The sequence below is a fragment of the Streptomyces sp. NPDC006602 genome (assembly GCF_042870385.1).
In the GTDB taxonomy this organism is placed as follows: domain Bacteria; phylum Actinomycetota; class Actinomycetes; order Streptomycetales; family Streptomycetaceae; genus Streptomyces.
This window is the reverse complement of sequence record NZ_JBIAHG010000007.1, coordinates 147,434-163,840: the sequence shown is the minus strand read 5'-3', so window position 1 is coordinate 163,840 and position 16,407 is coordinate 147,434. Positions and strand designations below refer to the sequence as shown.

The window sequence follows — 16,407 nt, the reverse complement described above, 5'->3', positions numbered from 1 at the left end:
GCCCCTTCCCGGAGGGGCTGATCAGCCGTTTCCGCGCCCCTGCTCGTAGGCCCGCAGCTGCTCCGCGCTGATCATGCCGGTGTCGAAGAGGCTGGTCTCGTCGAGGGCGGGCATCTGCTGCTGCTGCTCGGCGTAGCCCTGCTGGGACCGGTGCGGGTCGTAGGACCCCTGCTGACCGTCGTAGCCCTGGTAGGAGTAGGGATCGGCCTGCTGGTAGCCGTACTGGTCCTGCTGACCGGCGTACTGCTGCTGGTAGCCGTAGGGGTCGGGGGTCTGCTGCTGGTAGCCGTAGGCCGGCTGCTGCTCGTACTGCTGGGGTACGGGCTGCTCGGCCTGGGCGGCCTGGGCTGCCGAGGTGTCCGCCTCCGCGAGGGCGGTGAGGTCGGCCAGGTAGTCGGCGTCGCTGGAGTGCTGGACGGTCGTGAGGTCGTCGGCGAGGGACCCGAGGTCGTCGCTGGCGATACGGCCGTGCAGTTTCTGGCGGCCACGGCCGACGGCGTCCAGGGTCTTGGCGAGCACCGCCTCGAAGGCGCCCAGCTTGACGTCGACGTACTCGTCGGCGCTGCGGCGCAGGGTCTCCGGGTCGTGGCTGCGCTCGGGGGCGTCCTCGTCCTCGTAGCCCTGCTCGTCGACGCCCGGTCCGGTGCCGAGGAGCTTCTCGCGGCCGCGGCCCACCGAGCCGAGGGTCTTGGTGAGGACGACCTCGAAGTTGGCGAGCTTGGAGTCGACGTAGTCGTCGGCCTCCGCGCGGACGTCCTCGGCCTCCTTGCGGGCCTCGGCGAGGATGCGGTCGGCCTCGGCCTGGGAGCGGCGGGCGACCTCCGTGTCGGAGATCAGCGAGCCGCGCTCGGCGTGCGCCTGCCCGATGATCCGCTCGGCCTCCTGGCGGGCCTGCTCGACCAGCTGCTCGCGGTCGCCGATCAGCTCCTGGGCCTGCGCGAGGGAGCCGGGCAGGGCCTGGCGCAGCTCTTCGAGCATCGAGAGCAGTTCGGCGCGGTTGACCACGCACGAGGCCGACATGGGCATCGACCGGGCACCGGAGACCGTGGTCACGATCTCGTCGAGCTTCTTCTGCACGTCCACCTGTGCTCGCCACTCTCTACAGCTGTGTTGGAGACGGACGGGACGACTGTAGCCCCATCAGTCTTTGCGCAGGCGCCCGTTGAGGGCCTCGAGGACCGTGGGCGGCACCAGGTGGGAGACGTCTCCGCCCCAGGTCGCGACCTCCTTGACGAGCGAGGAGGAGAGGAAGCTGTACGTCGGGTTGGTCGGCACGAAGAGCGTCTCCACGCCCGACAGGCCGATGTTCATCTGGGCCATCTGCAGCTCGTAGTCGAAGTCGCTCACCGCACGCAGGCCCTTGACGATGGCGGGGATGTCGCGCTGCTTGCAGTAGTCGACGAGGAGGCCGTGGAAGGCTTCGATCCGGACGTTCTCGTACTCGGCGGTGACCTGGCGGATCAGGTCGATCCGCTCGTCGACCTCGAACAGGCCCTTCTTGGACTTGTTGATCATTACCGCGACATAGACCTCGTCGTACAGACGGGAGGCGCGGGAAATGATGTCGAGATGTCCGTTGGTGATCGGGTCGAACGACCCGGGACAGACGGCGCGGCGCACTTGAGATCCCTCGCTCTCCGGTCCGGTCATCGTGCGTCTTCGCACGTAGAGGCGGCGCGACCGTACCAAAACGTTCCCTCGCCGTAGCGACGGGAGCGGATCGCGTCAAAACCGTCCGGCCACCTGAATTGGCCGCCTCTGGTGCTGCGCTCCACGGTGACGAGGGCATCGGGTTCGAGCCACCCCTGCGTACGGAGTGTGAGCAGAATCTCCCGAAGATCGTCGTCCGTGACGGCGTACGGCGGGTCCAGGAAGACGAGGTCGTACGGCTGTGCCGGCGGCGTCTGTATCACTTGGTGGGCCTTGCCCGCTCTGACCTCGGCGCCGGGCAGGCCCAGGCTCTTCACGTTCTCCCGGACGATGCGGGCGGCCCGGGCGTCGGCCTCGACGAGCAGGGTGTGGCCGGCCCCGCGGGACAGCGCCTCCAGGCCGACGGCGCCGGAACCGGCGTACAGGTCGAGGACCCGCTCGCCGTCCAGCGGGCCGCCGAGGAGGGACTGCCAGGTGGAGAAGAGGCCCTCGCGCGCGCGGTCGGAAGTGGGGCGGGTGCCGGTGCCTGGCGGAACGGCCAGACGGCGTCCGCCGGCCCGGCCGGCGATCACGCGGGTCATGTCCTCGGTCCTTGTCCGTACGTCGGTGAAGCTCGCTGGGGTTCCAGTGTCTCAGCCGGTGGGCCGGGGGCGCCGGGTCACCCCTTGTCGAGGTACTGCTCCCGCTCCTCGTCCAACAGAGCGTCCAGGGCTGTGCGCAGGCCCGGGAGGCGGGTGAGGTCCGGGTCGGCGGCGACGAGGGCGACGGCTTCCTCTCGGGCCTCGGCGATGATCTCCTCGTCCTCGATGACGGTGAGCATCCGCAGGCTGGAGCGGGTGCCGGACTGGGCCTGGCCGAGGACGTCGCCCTCGCGGCGCTGTTCGAGGTCGATGCGGGAGAGCTCGAAGCCGTCGAGGGTGGCGGCCACGGCGTTCAGCCGCCCGCGGGCCGCGCTCGCCTCCGGCATTTCGCTGACCAGGAGGCACAGGCCGGCCGCCGAGCCACGGCCGACGCGGCCGCGCAGCTGGTGCAGCTGGGAGACGCCGAAGCGGTCGGCGTCCATGATCACCATGGCGGTGGCGTTGGGCACGTTGACGCCGACCTCGATGACCGTGGTGGCGACCAGGACGTCCGTCTCCCCGGCGGCGAAGCGGCGCATGACCGCGTCCTTGTCGTCGGGGTGCATACGGCCGTGCAGCACCTCCACCTTGACGCCGCTGAGCGGACCCTTGGAGAGCTGGTCGGCCACGTCCAGGACGGCGAGCGGGGGGCGCTTCTCGGCCTCGTCCTCGGCGGACTTCATGGCCTTCTTCGGGTCGTCCTCCTCGTCGCCGATCCGGGGGCAGACGACGTACGCCTGATGGCCGTTCTCGACCTCCTCGCGCACCCGCTCCCAGGCCCGCGCCAGGAAGTGGGGCTTGTCGGCAGCCGGGACGACATGGCTCGCGATGGGTGACCGCCCGGCCGGGAGCTGGTCGAGGACCGAGGTCTCCAGGTCACCGAAGACGGTCATGGCGACCGTCCGCGGAATGGGCGTGGCGGTCATGACGAGCAGGTGGGGCGGTTGCTTGCCCTTGCCACGCAGGGCGTCGCGCTGCTCGACGCCGAACCGGTGCTGTTCGTCCACCACGACCAGTCCGAGATCATGGAACTGCACCTTGTCCTCGATCAACGCGTGCGTGCCGATCACGATCCCGGCCTCACCGGTGACGAGATCGAGCAGTGCCTGGCGGCGGGCGGCCGCGCCCATGGACCCGGTGAGCAGCACCACCTTGGTGGCCCGCTCGGCGCCGCCCAGCATCCCTCCCTCGGCCAGCTCCCCCATCATCTCGACCACCGACCGGTGGTGCTGCTGGGCGAGCACTTCGGTGGGGGCCAACATGGCGGCCTGCCCGCCCGCGTCGACCACGGCGAGCATGGCTCGGAGGGCCACCAACGTTTTGCCCGATCCGACCTCTCCCTGCAGCAGCCGGTGCATCGGATGGTCCGTCGCCAGGTCGTCGAAGATCTCCCGGGTGACCTTCCGCTGGCCGTCGGTGAGAGTGAAGGGCAAGCGGGCGTCGAAGGCCGTGAGCAGGCCGTCCGGGGCGGGTTTGCGGGGTACGGCCGGGAGTTGGGCGTCCGCGTGGCGGCGGCGGGCGAGGGCGACCTGGAGGACGAAGGCCTCGTCCCACTTGAGGCGGGAGCGGGCGCCCTCGATGTCCGCCTTGGTGTGCGGGCGGTGGATCTTGAGGAGGGCGTCGGGGAGGGAGACCAGGCCGCGGCCCTCACGCAGCGACTCCGGGAGCGGATCGACGGCTTCCTGGGCGCTGGGCAGGACGGTCTGGATCGCCTTGCCGATCTTCCAGGACTCCAGCTTGGCGGTCGCGGGGTAGATCGGGATGAGGGCACCGGCCCAGGCGTCGACCGCCTCCTCGCTGTCCCCTCGCAGCAACTCGTAGGCCGGGTGGGCCAGTTGGAGGCGGCGGTTGAAGACGGAGACCTTGCCGGCGAACAACGCGCGCGTGCCCGGCAGGAGTTCCTTGTGGGGTTTGTGAACGCCGTGGCCGAAGAAGACCAGTTGGAGTCGGCCACTGCCGTCCGTGATGGTCACTTCGAGGCGCTGGCCCTTGCCGCGCGGAGCCTTCGCCGAGGCGAAGGTGTGCAGGCGAGCGTCGGCGACCTGGGCGACCACCGTGACGTGCTCGTCCATCGGGAGGTCGGCGAGGTGGGTGAGCTGGCCCCGCTCCTCGTATCTGCGCGGGTAGTGGTGCAGGAGGTCGCCGACGGTGAGCAGGCCGAGGTGCTCGGCCATCACCTTCGCGGTGGCGGGGCCGAGCACCTTTTTCAGTGGTTCTTCCAGTGCGGGCACGAGATCCATTGCACACCACACCACTGACAATGCCGTATACGTCTCGGGAAACCCCTGGTCAGACGGCTGGTTGAGGCTTAGGATGGCGCGCCTCAAACCATCCTCCGCGGTCACCGCCTCACACGGGGCCGCCCGACCCCGCGCCGTCGTCCGTCCCCCCACCGGCGCAGCGATGATGGACTCCCAGACCTCACAGCCCTCTTCGGCCTCCCCGTCACCTCAGTCACCTCACACGTTCCAGGTCGACCTGCGCGGTCTGGTGGACCTGCTCTCCCATCACCTCTACTCCAGCCCCAAGGTCTATCTGCGCGAGCTGCTGCAGAACGCGGTGGACGCGATCACCGCCCGGCGGGCCGAGCAGCCCGACGCGCCGGCGCACGTGCGGCTGTACGCCGAGGGTGGGTCCCTGCGTGTCGAGGACTCCGGGGTCGGGCTCACCGAGGCGGACGTGCACACCCTGCTCGCCACCATCGGGCGCAGTTCCAAGCGTGCCGACGGGCTGCAGGAGGCCCGCTCCGACTTCCTCGGGCAGTTCGGCATCGGGCTGCTCGCCTGTTTCGTGGTCGCCGAGCGGATCCGGGTGGTCAGTCGCAGCGCGCGCACGCCGGGTGCCCCGCCCGTGGAGTGGACGGCGAGCGACGACGGTTCGTACACCGTGCGGACGCTGCCGGACGAGGCCCGTCCGCAGCCGGGCACCACCGTGCACCTGGTGGCGCGAGCGGGCGCCGGGGAGTGGCTGTCCGAGGAGCGGGTCCTCGCCCTGGCGCGGGACTTCGGCTCGCTGCTGCCGTACGACGTGCGGGTGGGCGACGAGGCGGTCACCGATCTGCCCGCGCCCTGGGACCGGACGTATCCGAGTCCCGCCACCCGAAGGGTGGCCCTGGCGCGGCACTGCTACGACCTGTTCGGGTTCACTCCGCTGGACTCGATCGCGCTGGACGTGCCGCTCGCCGGGATCCGCGGGATGGCGTACGTCCTGCCGTCGGCGGTCAGTCCGGCCCAGCGGGCGAGTCATCGTGTGCACCTGAAGGGCATGCTGCTGACCGAGCGGGGCGAACAACTGCTGCCGGACTGGGCGTTCTTCGTGCGCTGTGTCCTGGACACGGACAGCCTGCGGCCCACGGCCTCGCGCGAGTCGCTGTACGAGGACGAGACGCTGGCGGCCGTACGGGAGGCGCTGGGCGAGCGGATCCGGTCCTGGCTGACGGGTCTGGCCGCCGGTGATCCGGAGCGGCTGGCGGCCTTCCTGGAGGTGCACCACCTCGGTGTGAAGTCGCTCGCGCGGCACGACCGGGAGATGCTGCGCACGATGCTGCCGTGGCTGCCCTTCGAGACGACCGACGGGCGGCTGTCCCTGGAGGAGTTCGCGCAGCGGCACCCGCTGGTGCACTTCACGCGGACCGTCGAGGAGTACCGGCAGGTCGCGCCGATCGCGTCCGCGCAGGGCGTCGGAGTGATCAACGGCGGCTACACGTACGACAGTGAGCTGATCGAGGCGCTGCCGTCGGTGCGGCCGGGGACGGTGGTCGCCGAGCTCGACGCCGACACCGTGACCGCGCATCTGGACGCGGTCGATCCGGCCGAGGAACTGGCCCTGGCGGGCTTCCTGGCGGCCGCGCGGGCCAAACTCGACCCCTTGGGCTGTGACGTCGTCCTGCGCGCCTTCCATCCCCTGTCCGTGCCCGCGCTGCACCTGGACGACCGGGCGGCGCGGCACGAGCAGGCCCGGGCGGAGGCCGAGGAGCAGGCTGACGACCTGTGGGCGGGCATCCTCGGCTCGCTGCGGGGCAGCACCCCGCGCGCGCGGCTGGTGCTCAACCACCTCAACCCGCTGATCCGGCGGATCAGTTCCCTGGGCGATCCCGAGCTGATCGGCACCGCCACCGAGTCCCTGTACGGGCAGGCGCTGCTGATGGCTCAGCGGCCGCTCAGGCCCGCGGACTCCGCGCTGCTGAACCGGGCGTTCATCGGCCTCCTGGAATGGGCCACCCACGGCGAGGACGGTCACTGATGAGTGAGATCACGGACTTCGACGAGCTGCGCCGGGCGATGGCGGAGAACTCGGAGCAGCCGGAGGGGCCGGCCCGCAACGCGCGCGCGGAGCAGCTGCTTGCCGCGGCGGAGAAGCTGAACATCCCGCTCGCGGTGATCGAGGCGCTCGGGCACCAGCTGAAGGTCTACAACTACAGCTCCGAGAAGGCCAAGATGTTCGTACCCTTCGCGCGGCTGCTGCGCATGTGGGACGAGCGGCCCGAGGACTTCGACGAGTACGAGACGCACTCGCTGCACTGGGTGTTCAAGTGGATGTCGTCCGGCATGCTCGACCAGCCGCACATCCCGCTCGCCTCCATCGAGAAGTGGCTCGGCGAGATGGAGCACCGCTACCGGCTGGCCGGGCACTCCGAACGGGCCGTGCGCAGCGCCGAGTTCAGCGTGGCCGCGCACATCGGGGACGTGGCGCGGGCCGAGCGGGCGTACGCCGCGTGGCTGGCCGCCGACCGGGACGCCATGGCGGACTGCCACGCCTGTGAGCTGCACGGACAGGGCTGGTGGCAGGCGGAGCGCGGGCGGGAGGCGGAGGCCCTGAAGCTGTGGGCGCCGGTCCTGGAGGGCGAGTACACGTGCGCCCACGAACCTCACACGGTGCTCGCGTCCTCCCTGGTGCCCCTGTTGCGGCTCGGCCGCGTGGACGAGGCACGCGCCAACCATCTGCGGGGCTTCCGGCTCGTGCGGGCCATGGAGAGCATGCGTGGCGCGTACGCGGACCACGTCGAGTTCTGCGCGCTGTCCGGCAACGAGGCGCGTGGCCTGGAGCTGCTGGCGGAGCGGCCGGCGTACTTCACGGACGACGGGCACCCGCGCAGCAAGCTGGACTTCATGGCCGTGGTGGCCCTGCTCATGGACCGCCTGACCGAGCTCGGGCTCGGCGACCAGCCGGTGCCCGGACCGGCCGACCGGGCGTGGAGCGCGCGCGAACTCGCCGCCCACGCGCGCGGGGAGGCTCTCGCGCTGGCCGCCCGCTTCGACGAGCGCAACGGCACGCGGCACGTCAGCGAGCGGGCACGCGCGCGTATGGCGCAGCGGCCGCTGGTGGAACGGCTGCCGCTGGGCGTGCGGTCGGCGCGGGCTGTCTCGTCGCATGCCGTGGCACCGCCGGTGCCCGTCGCCCCGGAGGAACCCGATCTGGCGGCGCTGCTCGCCGAGGCGCGACGCCTGTCGGACAACCTGCAGCCGAACGCCGTGGAGGCGTGGGCGGCCGTCGCGCACGCCGCACAAGGCGTCGAACTCGACGCCCGCGACCGGGCCGAGATCGCCGACCACGAGGCGATGGACCTTGGCCCCGAGGGCGTCGACCTCTTCGAGCACGCCGCCGAGCTGTACGCCGAGGCGGGCGACCCCGGGGAGGCCTTGGCGGCACGCACGCGTGCGGCGTACGTACGCGCGCTCACGGGCCACGTGAACGAGGCGCTGACGGCGGTCACCGAGCCGTACGACGAAATCCTCGCGCTGTACGCCGAGGGTGGCACCGGCGTACGGCAGACGGCGTCGGTGCTGACGGGACGGGCGCGGATTCTGATGCGGCGGGTGCAGGAGGTCGTCGAGTCCCGGGAGGACGACGGGGTCCCGGCGGAGCCGCAGGAGGAGCCGCAGGAGGAGCCTCAGAGGCAGGGGGCGCCGGGTGACGGCCCCCGCGGCGAGATGCTCTCGGGCGACGACCTTCGGGGCACCGTGCTTGCGGACGGCGACTCCCAGGCCGACGCGACTGCGGGCGGCGCCCCCCGGAACCCCCACGGCGCCACCCCGGACGGCGACTCCCCAGGCGAGACGATCCCTGGCGGCACCCCCCAGGAAGCCGTCCCGGACGTCCGGCCTCAGGGCGAGTCGGTTCCGGCCGGTGGCGCTCGGCGTGCCGCGGCTCCGGTCGGCGGTGCCTTGGTGGATTCGGTTCTGGCTGAGGCGGAGGTGGCCGCGCGGGAGGTGCTGGCGCTGGTCGAGGGGTGCGCCGGAGAGGACGTACGGCTCGCTTCGCGGGCTGCCGAAGCGCAGGCGATGCTCGCGGACCTGGCGGCGCACAGGGGTGACGTGGAGGTGGCCGCGGAGCTGTTCGCGCGGGCCGCGGCGGCGTTCGTCGGTGCGGGGCTGCCGTGGTTCGCGGTGGAGTACGAGGCCCGGTTGGCGGGGCTCGCGCACCACCTCGGGGACCTGGCCGGGACGGAACGGGCGCTGCGGGCGGCCCTGGAGCACGGCGGGCCGCATCTGGAGGCGGTCGGACGGGCCCAGCTGCACCTCCAGCTGGCCGAGGTCGTCGGGGGCAGAGGGCTGGCGGCGGAGGCGGCCGAGCACGCCTTGGAGGCGGCGCACTGGGCCGACGAGGCCGGCGAGGGTCCGACGCTCGGCGCCTGGGCCCGGCAGCAGCTCGGCGGGTTCCTGCTGCGGCTGGGACGGTGGGCCGAGGCCGCGGAGGTGCTGGAGTCGGCGCTGCCCGACCTGAACGCCGAGACCCACGGTGACGGCGCGATCGTGCAGACGCGGTGGTGGCTCGGCGACTGTCTGAGCGAGCTCGGCGAACACCGAGCGGCAGCCGAACGGCGGCTCCAGGCGGCCGAGATCGCCCGGCACTGGCCGGAGCAGCACGACCACGCCACGCTCGCCCACCTCGCCGCCGAGTCCCTCGGACACGCCGGGCAGCATTCCGACGCGGACCGGGCGTACGCGCGCGCGGGCGATCTTTGGCGGTCGCTCGGCAACGTCCACGGCCTCGTCCGCTCCCTGCGCGCCCGCGCGTGGCTCGCGCTGCGTCCGGAGGAGGGGCCCGACGAGGCACGCGCGTTGATGGCGAGCGCCGTCCAGGAGTGCGAGACGGCGCTGAGCTCGGCGGTGGCCGACGAGGAGGCCCGGCAGCGGCTCGTCGCAGAACTCGGCCACACCCGCCGCCAGTTCGGCGACCTGCTGGCCCGTTCCGCCGCCGAGGACGCCGAGGACGAGTCGATCCGGGCCGTGCTGGAGGATTCCCTGGCCCAGGTGGCAGAAGCCATCGTGCTGTTCGCCTCCCTCGGGGCCGACGCCCTGGACAGCCGGACCGGCGCCGAACTCACCGCGGGCTGGCTGGAGGCCGACCTGAGCCGCCCCGCCCGGGCTGCGGCACGCGCGCGTGCGGTCCTGGCGGCGTACGGCGCCGACGGCGAGGAGGCCGAGGACGAGGTGGCCAAGGCCCGACTGACCGAGGCCCGGCAGCTGCTTCAGGCCGTGGAGGACCAGGCGGCGGCACAGGCGGACGAACACCCCGCCGACTAGTGGTGCTTCGTCCTGTCCGGCCGATCAAGTCGCGGGAAAGCGGCCGCGCCTGAGCAGTGCCGGTGAGCGGGGTGTGGTGCGTGCAGCCGCAAGGCGGAGAAGAGCGTTGATGCGGAGCATCGGCAACCGACGACAACGCGGCAGATGTGCGTGCCACGCCCCGGCCGGCCGCGTCACCGACCTGTCCGGACAGCACGCCTAGGGCCTACTCGACCCCGATGAGGAGTACGGCCCCCTGCCGCCCGCCCCGGTACACCACCGTGTCGACGGCCAGGTACGACTCGCGCACGCGCGTCTCGAGATGGTCGGCGATGAACTCCGGGGCCTCGTCGCCGAGGACGAGGGTGACCAGTTCGCCGCCGGCCGCGAGCATGCGGTCGAGAACCGTTTCGGCGGTGACGGTGACGTCCGCCCCGATGACGGCGACGTCGCCGTCGATGAGGCCGAGGACGTCGCCGGCCTGGCAGATGCCGGCCATGGTCCAGGACTGGCGTTCCGCTACGACGACCTCCGCGTACCGGGTGGCACCCGCCGCCGAGGTCATGGTCACGACGTCCTCGTCGAAGCGGCGGTCCGGCTCGTGCACGGCGAGCGCGGCGATGCCCTGGACCGCGGAGCGCGTCGGGATGAGCGCCACGCGGACGCCCTCCGCGCGGGCCTGCTCGGCGGCCACGGCCGCGGTGTGGCGCAGGTCCGCGTCGTTGGGCAGCAGCACCACCTCGCGCGCGTGGGCCCGCCGTACGGCCTCGACGAGCTCTCCGCTCGCGGGCGGCTCCCCGGGGCGCGCGAGCACGGTGGTCGCCCCCGCCTCGGTGTAGAGCCCGGCCAGACCCTCGCCGGGCACCACGGCCACGACGGCGCGCTGCGCGCGCTCCCGGGCCGGCCGCTCGGCACCGGTGGTGTGCACGTCGCCGAGCCCGAAGTGCGTGATCCGGATCCGGTACGGCCGCCCGGCCTCGACGCCCGCCTCCACGGCGGCGCCCGCGTCGTCGACGTGCACATGGACGTTCCACAGCCCGTCGCCGCCGACCACGACGAGCGAGTCCCCGAGGGCGTCGAGCCGCTCACGCAACCGCGCGACAGCCGCGTCGTCGGCCTCCAGGAGGTAGATCACCTCGAAGGCGGGCCCGCCCTCCTCCGAGGCACCGTCCGCACACTCGCCGTCGTCGTCGAGAGCGGTCGCCCCGCGCCGCTCGCCGCCTTCGTGAAGACCGGCAGCCCCGGGCGCGCGGGACGGCGTCCGCTCGTCGTCGCGCACCGAGCGGCCGTCGTGCTCACGATCGCCGTCGCCGGGCGCCCAGCCTCTCCCGTGCTCCCGATCGCCGTCGCCCTCGCCGCCCGCCCGGCCGACACCGGACCGCGCCCCGGACACCCCGCCGTCGTCGCGCACCTGTGAGCGCTCCACGCGCGCGTGCTTCTCCGCAGCGGCACCCCAGGGATCCGCCCCCGGCGCCTCCCCCGTGAACGTCTCCACCAGCGCCCCGAGAACCGCCACCAGCCCCCGCCCGCCCGCGTCGACCACCCCGGCGCGTTCCAGGACGGCCAGCTGGCCGGGGGTCGCGGCGAGGGCGGCGCGGGCTCCCTCGTAGGCCGCGCGGGCCACCGCCGCGCAGTCGCCCTCGGCTCCGGTGGCCGCGTCGGCGGAGGCCGAGGCGACGGTGAGGACCGTGCCCTCGACGGGACGGGCCACGGCCTGGCGGGCGGAGTCGGCCGCGTGCCGCAGGGCGAGTGTCAGGCCCCGGCCGTCGGTGTGAGCGGTCTCACCGTCGGCGGCGAGTACCTTTGCCATGCCCCGGAGCAGTTGCGCGAGGATCGTCCCGGAGTTGCCCCGCGCGCCTATGAGCGCCCCGTGCGCCATCGCCCGCGCGGCGTCGGCCAGCGCCGGTTTCCCGGCGGCCGACAGGCCCGTCTCGTGGCCCGCGAACACCGCCTCCACGGCCGCGACGGCCGACTCGACGGTCAGATACATGTTCGTGCCGGTGTCCCCGTCCGCGACGGGATAGACATTGATCGCGTCGATCTCCTCGCGCGCCCGTCCCAGCGCTCCGAGCGCGAGACCGCACCAGGTGCGCACCGCGAGAGCATCGAAGAATGTCTGCGGCACCTGCGCCACCTGCGCCTCCTTGAGCTGCTTGACGTGGGAGGAAGCGTAGACCTCGGAGGGGTGTGCACCGGAAGAGGGCCTGGCGCGAGGCCCTGAGCAGCCATGGTAGTTTCGTTCTACTGGCGCAGTCGTTGTATGCTGCTCCGGTTGCCCGATCCCGATCGGGCCATCCTCCTGGCACCGCCACTCAGATCTCTGATCCTACGATCTCGATCCCGGCATGCCGGGATCCACCGTAAGTGCATCTGAAGTCTTTGGAGTGACCCGTGGCTGCCAACTGCGACGTCTGCGGCAAGGGGCCGGGCTTCGGCAACAGCATCTCGCACTCGCACCGCCGTACGTCCCGTCGCTGGAACCCGAACATCCAGCGCGTGCGTACTGTGGTCGGCGGGACGCCGAAGCGCCTGAACGCTTGCACCTCGTGCATCAAGGCCGGCAAGGTCTCGCGCTGACGCACAGCTAAGCGCGCGGCCACTGCTGGTTCGCTGCACAGAGCCGGTCCACCGAGTGTGGACCGGCTTTCTGCATGCCCATGCCCATGCCCAAAGGGTGCACCCGCCCGCGTAAACGCTCGCGTAAGCGTTTACGCGCCGCCTTCCGCCTTGAAACGCCACCCGTGGTCCACGGGCCCGATCCCGCCACCGAGCGCGAACCCGGCCGCGATCGCGCCGGTGACGTACTCCTTGGCCGCCGCCGCCGCCTCCGGCACGGAGTACCCCTTCGCGAGCTGCGACGCGATCGCCGACGCGAGGGTGCAGCCCGTGCCGTGCGTGTGCCGGTTGTCGTACCTCGGCGCGCGCAGCCAGTGCTCCTCGGAGCCGTCGGTGAGCAGGTCCACGGCGTCGCCGGGCAGGTGACCGCCCTTGATGAGCACCCATCGCGGTCCGTACGACAGGACGGCCGCGGCGGCTTCACGCATCAGCGATTCCGACCCGACCCGGACACCCGTGAGCTGGGCCACCTCGTCGAGGTTCGGCGTCGCCACGGTCGCGACCGGCAGCAGCTTCGTCCGTACGGAGTCCAGGGCGGACGCGGCAAGCAGCGGGTCACCGTGCTTGGACACTCCCACCGGGTCCACGACGGCCGGCGCGTCGGTCTGCCCGATCAACTCGGCCACCCCCTCGACGAGTTCGGCCGAGGCCAGCATCCCGGTCTTGACCGCCTGGACGCCGATGTCGTCGACCACGCTGCGGTACTGCGCCCGTACCGCCTCCACCGGAAGCTCCCAAGCCCCTTGCACCCCGAGGGAGTTCTGCGCGGTGACCGCCGTGACGACGCTCATGCCGTGCACGCCGAGCGCGAGCATCGTCTTCAGGTCGGCCTGGATGCCCGCGCCCCCACCGGAGTCGGAGCCGGCGACGGTCAGTACCCGGGGCGGCGCGCTCATGACTCGATGTCCCCGAAGTGGTCCCAGCCGCCCTTGCTGGTCCACGGCGCTCCGTCGACCGTCACCTGGGGCAGCGCCGACGGGTTGAGCACCTCGCCGATGATCTTCCAGCGGGCCGGCAGCTTCACGTCCGGCGGGAAGGTCGCGACGATCGCGTGGTCCTCTCCCCCGGTCAGCACCCACTGCATGGGGTCGACGCCGACGGCCTGCCCGATGTCGTTCATCTGGGACGGGATGTCGATCGCGCCGGAGCGGACGTCGATACGGACCTTGCTTGCCTCGGCGATGTGTCCGAGGTCGGCGATCAGCCCGTCGCTCACGTCGCACATCGCGGTGGCGCCGAGCCCTGCGGCGGCCGGCCCCGCGTGATAGGGCGGTTCGGGACGCCGGTGTGCCTCCACGAAGGCCCGCGGCGAGCGGAAGCCGCGGGAGAGCACCGCGAACCCGGCCGCGGACCAGCCCAGCCAGCCGGTCACGGCGACGATGTCGCCGGGTTGGGCGCCTCCTCGCGTCACGGGCTCGTGGTTGCGCAGGTCGCCGAGCGCGGTGATCGACACCATGATCGTGTCGCCGCGTACGACGTCACCGCCGACCACGGACGCGCCCGCGACCTGGCACTCGTCGCGCAGGCCGTCCATCAGCTCGACCGGCCAGGTCACCGGGAGTTCGGCGGGGACGACCAGGCCGAGCAGCAGCGCGGTCGGTACGGCGCCCATCGCGGCGATGTCCGCGAGGTTCTGCGCGGCGGCCTTGCGGCCCACGTCGTAGGCCGTGGACCAGTCGCGGCGGAAGTGCCGTCCCTCGAGGAGTATGTCCGTGCTCGCCACGACCCTGCGGTCGGGAGCGGCCACCACCGCGGCGTCGTCGCCGGGGCCGACCCGGACCGCCGGGGTGGTGGTGAGACGGGAGGTGAGCTCCCTGATGAGCCCGAACTCACCGAGCTCACCAACAGTGCCCTTCATTGCCCTTACGCCCCTTCTGTACCTGTCCGTGCCCGGTCGCGCGTCACCAGTGTCCTCGATACGGTCGAGGAGACCGTCAACTTCTGTCGTGCCCGCACCCCGGCGCGCAAGCCCTGGTCTCCGCAGGTCTCCCCGCGGCGAGCGGCGACGCGATACCGTGGCGTTCCTTTTCCCCACATGATCCTCGTGGCCGCCCTGGAGGTTCCGTGGTACAGGCGTACATCCTGATCCAGACGGAGGTCGGCAAGGCGTCGACCGTCGCCGAGACGATCAGCAAGATTCCTGGGATCATCCAGGCCGAGGACGTGACGGGACCGTACGACGTGATCGTGCGCGCCCAGGCCGACACGGTCGACGACCTCGGTCGCATGGTGGTCGCCAAGGTCCAGCAAGTGGACGGCATCACCCGCACCCTGACCTGCCCGGTCGTCCATCTGTAGCCCCCGTCTACCCTTGGCCGGTGAACTTCTTCCGCCACCGGCACCACACACCCGTCGGGCCCGCGCTCGTCCTGCTGATCACGGTCGCGGGCTGCTCCTCAGCAGACGACAGTGCCTCCGCGGCGGTTCCCAGTCCGAGTACGAAGGTCACCAAGCTGTGCCGGAGCCTGGACAAGGCGCTGCCGACGAAACTGGACGGGCTGGGCCGCGAGGATCCCGAGCCCGCGTCCGCGCTGACGGCGGGCTGGGGAAGCCCGGCGATCATACTGCGCTGCGGTGTCGTACGGCCGCCCAAGATGATCGACCCCAAGGTGGCCGAAGGCGGCGACCCGGACGCGATCGCGGGCGGCGTGAACGGCGTCGACTGGCTGATGGAGAAGCAGGACGACGGCGCGTCCCGCTTCACCACGGCCAATCGCAGCGCGTATGTGGAGGTCACGGTCCCGAAGGGACGGGACAGCACCGGAGTGCTGGTCGACCTCGCCCCGGCCGTCAAGAAGGCGATCCCCGAAGGGATCGCCGACTAGGACGGGCCGGGGCGGGCCAGGTCAGCGAAGGCCCGTGGACCTGCGCAGCGCCGCCTGCACCAGCCGGTCCACCAGCTCGGGGTAACTGATCCCGCTCGCCTGCCACATCTGCGGGTACATCGAGATCGGTGTCATGCCGGGCATCGTGTTGATCTCGTTGATCACGAACTCGCCGTCCTCGGTGAGGAAGAAGTCCGCGCGCACCAGGCCCTCGCAGGAGGCGGCGTCGAAGGCCTCCACCGCGAGCCGCTGCACCTCGGAGGTCTGCTCGTCGGTCAGCGGGGCGGGCACGACGCCGGGTGTGGAGTCGATGTACTTCGCCTCGAAGTCGTAGTACGCGTGCGCGTCCGGCGGCGGGATCTCCGAGGGCACGCTCGCCCGGGGCCCGTCCTCGAACTCCAGGACCCCGCACTCGATCTCGCGACCGCGCAGCGCGGCCTCCACGAGGATCTTGGGGTCGTGCCGCTGGGCCTCGGCGATCGCCTCGTCGAGCCCCGCCGGGTCGTCGACCTTGGTGATGCCGATCGACGATCCCGCGCGCGCGGGCTTCACGAACAGCGGCCAGCCGTGCTCGCCGGCCAGGTCGACGATCTTCTTGCGGGCGGCGGACTCGTCGCGCTCCCATTCGCGCGGCCGGATCACCACGTACGGGCCGACCTTGAGCCCGAAGGAGGTGAACACCCGCTTCATGTACTCCTTGTCCTGGCCGACGGCCGAGGCGAGCACCCCCGAACCCACGTACGGCACACCGGAGAGCTCCAGGAGGCCCTGGAGGGTGCCGTCCTCGCCGTACGGGCCGTGCAGCACCGGGAAGACGACGTCGACCTCGCCGAGCGCCTTGGGCACCGATCCGGGCTCGTTGTAGACGACTTCGCGGTTCGCGGGGTCGACCGGGAGCACCACGCCGCCCTCGCTCGACTCGGCGAGCTCCTCGACATCGGGAGTGCGGCGCTCGGTGATCGCCATGCGTTCGGGTTCGTCGGCGGTGAGAACCCAGCGCCCTTCCCGGGTGATGCCGATCGGCAGGACGTCGTACTTCGTCCGGTCGATGGCCCGCAGTACGGCGCCGGCGGTGACCATGGAGATCCCGTGTTCGGAGCTGCGCCCGCCGAACACGACGGCCACGCGCGGCTTGCGGGGCGGCTGCTCAGGGTTCTGGGGGAGGTTCTGGGTGCTCATATCGCGTTGAGG

General features: G+C 72.0%; 13 protein-coding genes. 5 read left to right on the top strand and 8 right to left on the bottom strand.

Translation table 11 applies throughout. From position 1 onward, the window contains the following. Window positions 1-21 precede the first annotated feature (21 nt). From ACFYO2_RS20610 to recG, 4 genes are all read right to left on the bottom strand, one after another. The gene (locus ACFYO2_RS20610) at window positions 22-1,083 is read right to left on the bottom strand and encodes an ATP synthase F0 subunit B (RefSeq protein ID WP_388350746.1); all 1,062 of its coding nucleotides are present in this window, start codon (window positions 1,081-1,083) and stop codon (window positions 22-24) included. A gap of 57 nt (window positions 1,084-1,140) precedes the next feature. After that, window positions 1,141-1,620 (bottom strand): pantetheine-phosphate adenylyltransferase, encoded by a 480-nt coding sequence (gene coaD / locus ACFYO2_RS20605; RefSeq protein ID WP_388350743.1) that lies wholly within the window; start codon window positions 1,618-1,620, stop codon window positions 1,141-1,143. 26 nt (window positions 1,621-1,646) lie between these two features. Continuing rightward, window positions 1,647-2,231, bottom strand: coding sequence for a 16S rRNA (guanine(966)-N(2))-methyltransferase RsmD (gene rsmD / locus ACFYO2_RS20600; protein ID WP_388350740.1), 585 nt, complete (start codon window positions 2,229-2,231; stop codon window positions 1,647-1,649). Window positions 2,232-2,308: 77 nt separating this feature from the next. After that, window positions 2,309-4,510, bottom strand: a complete 2,202-nt coding sequence (gene recG / locus ACFYO2_RS20595) for an ATP-dependent DNA helicase RecG (protein ID WP_388350737.1) — start codon at window positions 4,508-4,510, stop codon at window positions 2,309-2,311. 166 nt (window positions 4,511-4,676) lie between these two features. On the opposite strand from recG, the gene ACFYO2_RS20590 reads away from it, so the two are divergent. Both ACFYO2_RS20590 and ACFYO2_RS20585 read left to right on the top strand, forming a co-directional pair. Next, window positions 4,677-6,512, top strand: a complete 1,836-nt coding sequence (locus ACFYO2_RS20590; protein WP_388351283.1) for an HSP90 family protein — start codon at window positions 4,677-4,679, stop codon at window positions 6,510-6,512. Beyond that, the gene (locus tag ACFYO2_RS20585; protein ID WP_388350734.1) at window positions 6,512-9,796 is read left to right on the top strand and encodes a tetratricopeptide repeat protein; all 3,285 of its coding nucleotides are present in this window, start codon (window positions 6,512-6,514) and stop codon (window positions 9,794-9,796) included. Before ACFYO2_RS20590 ends, ACFYO2_RS20585 begins: the two co-directional genes overlap by 1 nt. Before the next feature lie 205 nt (window positions 9,797-10,001). On the opposite strand, the gene ACFYO2_RS20580 is transcribed toward ACFYO2_RS20585, so the two are convergent. Then, window positions 10,002-11,909: a DAK2 domain-containing protein gene (locus ACFYO2_RS20580; RefSeq protein WP_388350731.1), complete on the bottom strand. Its 1,908-nt coding sequence runs from the start codon at window positions 11,907-11,909 to the stop codon at window positions 10,002-10,004. A gap of 257 nt (window positions 11,910-12,166) precedes the next feature. On the opposite strand from ACFYO2_RS20580, the gene rpmB reads away from it, so the two are divergent. Next, a complete protein-coding gene (gene rpmB, locus ACFYO2_RS20575) occupies window positions 12,167-12,352 on the top strand; it encodes a 50S ribosomal protein L28 (protein WP_217234690.1) in 186 nt (61 codons plus the stop codon). 131 nt (window positions 12,353-12,483) lie between these two features. Here the strand turns inward: rpmB and thiD are convergent, their stop codons facing one another. Together thiD and ACFYO2_RS20565 are read right to left on the bottom strand one after the other, a co-directional pair. Continuing rightward, window positions 12,484-13,287 carry a bifunctional hydroxymethylpyrimidine kinase/phosphomethylpyrimidine kinase gene (gene thiD, locus ACFYO2_RS20570; protein ID WP_388350729.1) on the bottom strand — a complete coding sequence of 268 codons (804 nt, stop codon included), beginning with the start codon at window positions 13,285-13,287 and terminating at the stop codon, window positions 12,484-12,486. After that, complete coding sequence (locus ACFYO2_RS20565; RefSeq protein WP_388350726.1) at window positions 13,284-14,249, bottom strand: thiamine-phosphate kinase; 966 nt, start codon at window positions 14,247-14,249, stop codon at window positions 13,284-13,286. Before ACFYO2_RS20565 ends, thiD begins: the two co-directional genes overlap by 4 nt. A gap of 206 nt (window positions 14,250-14,455) precedes the next feature. On the opposite strand from ACFYO2_RS20565, the gene ACFYO2_RS20560 reads away from it, so the two are divergent. Beyond that, complete coding sequence (locus ACFYO2_RS20560; RefSeq protein ID WP_020138723.1) at window positions 14,456-14,689, top strand: Lrp/AsnC family transcriptional regulator; 234 nt, start codon at window positions 14,456-14,458, stop codon at window positions 14,687-14,689. 20 nt (window positions 14,690-14,709) lie between these two features. Next, complete coding sequence (locus ACFYO2_RS20555; RefSeq protein ID WP_388350723.1) at window positions 14,710-15,216, top strand: DUF3515 domain-containing protein; 507 nt, start codon at window positions 14,710-14,712, stop codon at window positions 15,214-15,216. 21 nt (window positions 15,217-15,237) lie between these two features. Here ACFYO2_RS20555 and ACFYO2_RS20550 read toward each other — a convergent pair whose 3' ends face one another. Next, on the bottom strand, window positions 15,238-16,395 hold the full coding sequence (locus tag ACFYO2_RS20550; RefSeq protein ID WP_388350721.1) for a D-alanine--D-alanine ligase family protein: 1,158 nt from the start codon (window positions 16,393-16,395) through the stop codon (window positions 15,238-15,240). Between the last annotated feature and the right edge of the window lie 12 nt (window positions 16,396-16,407).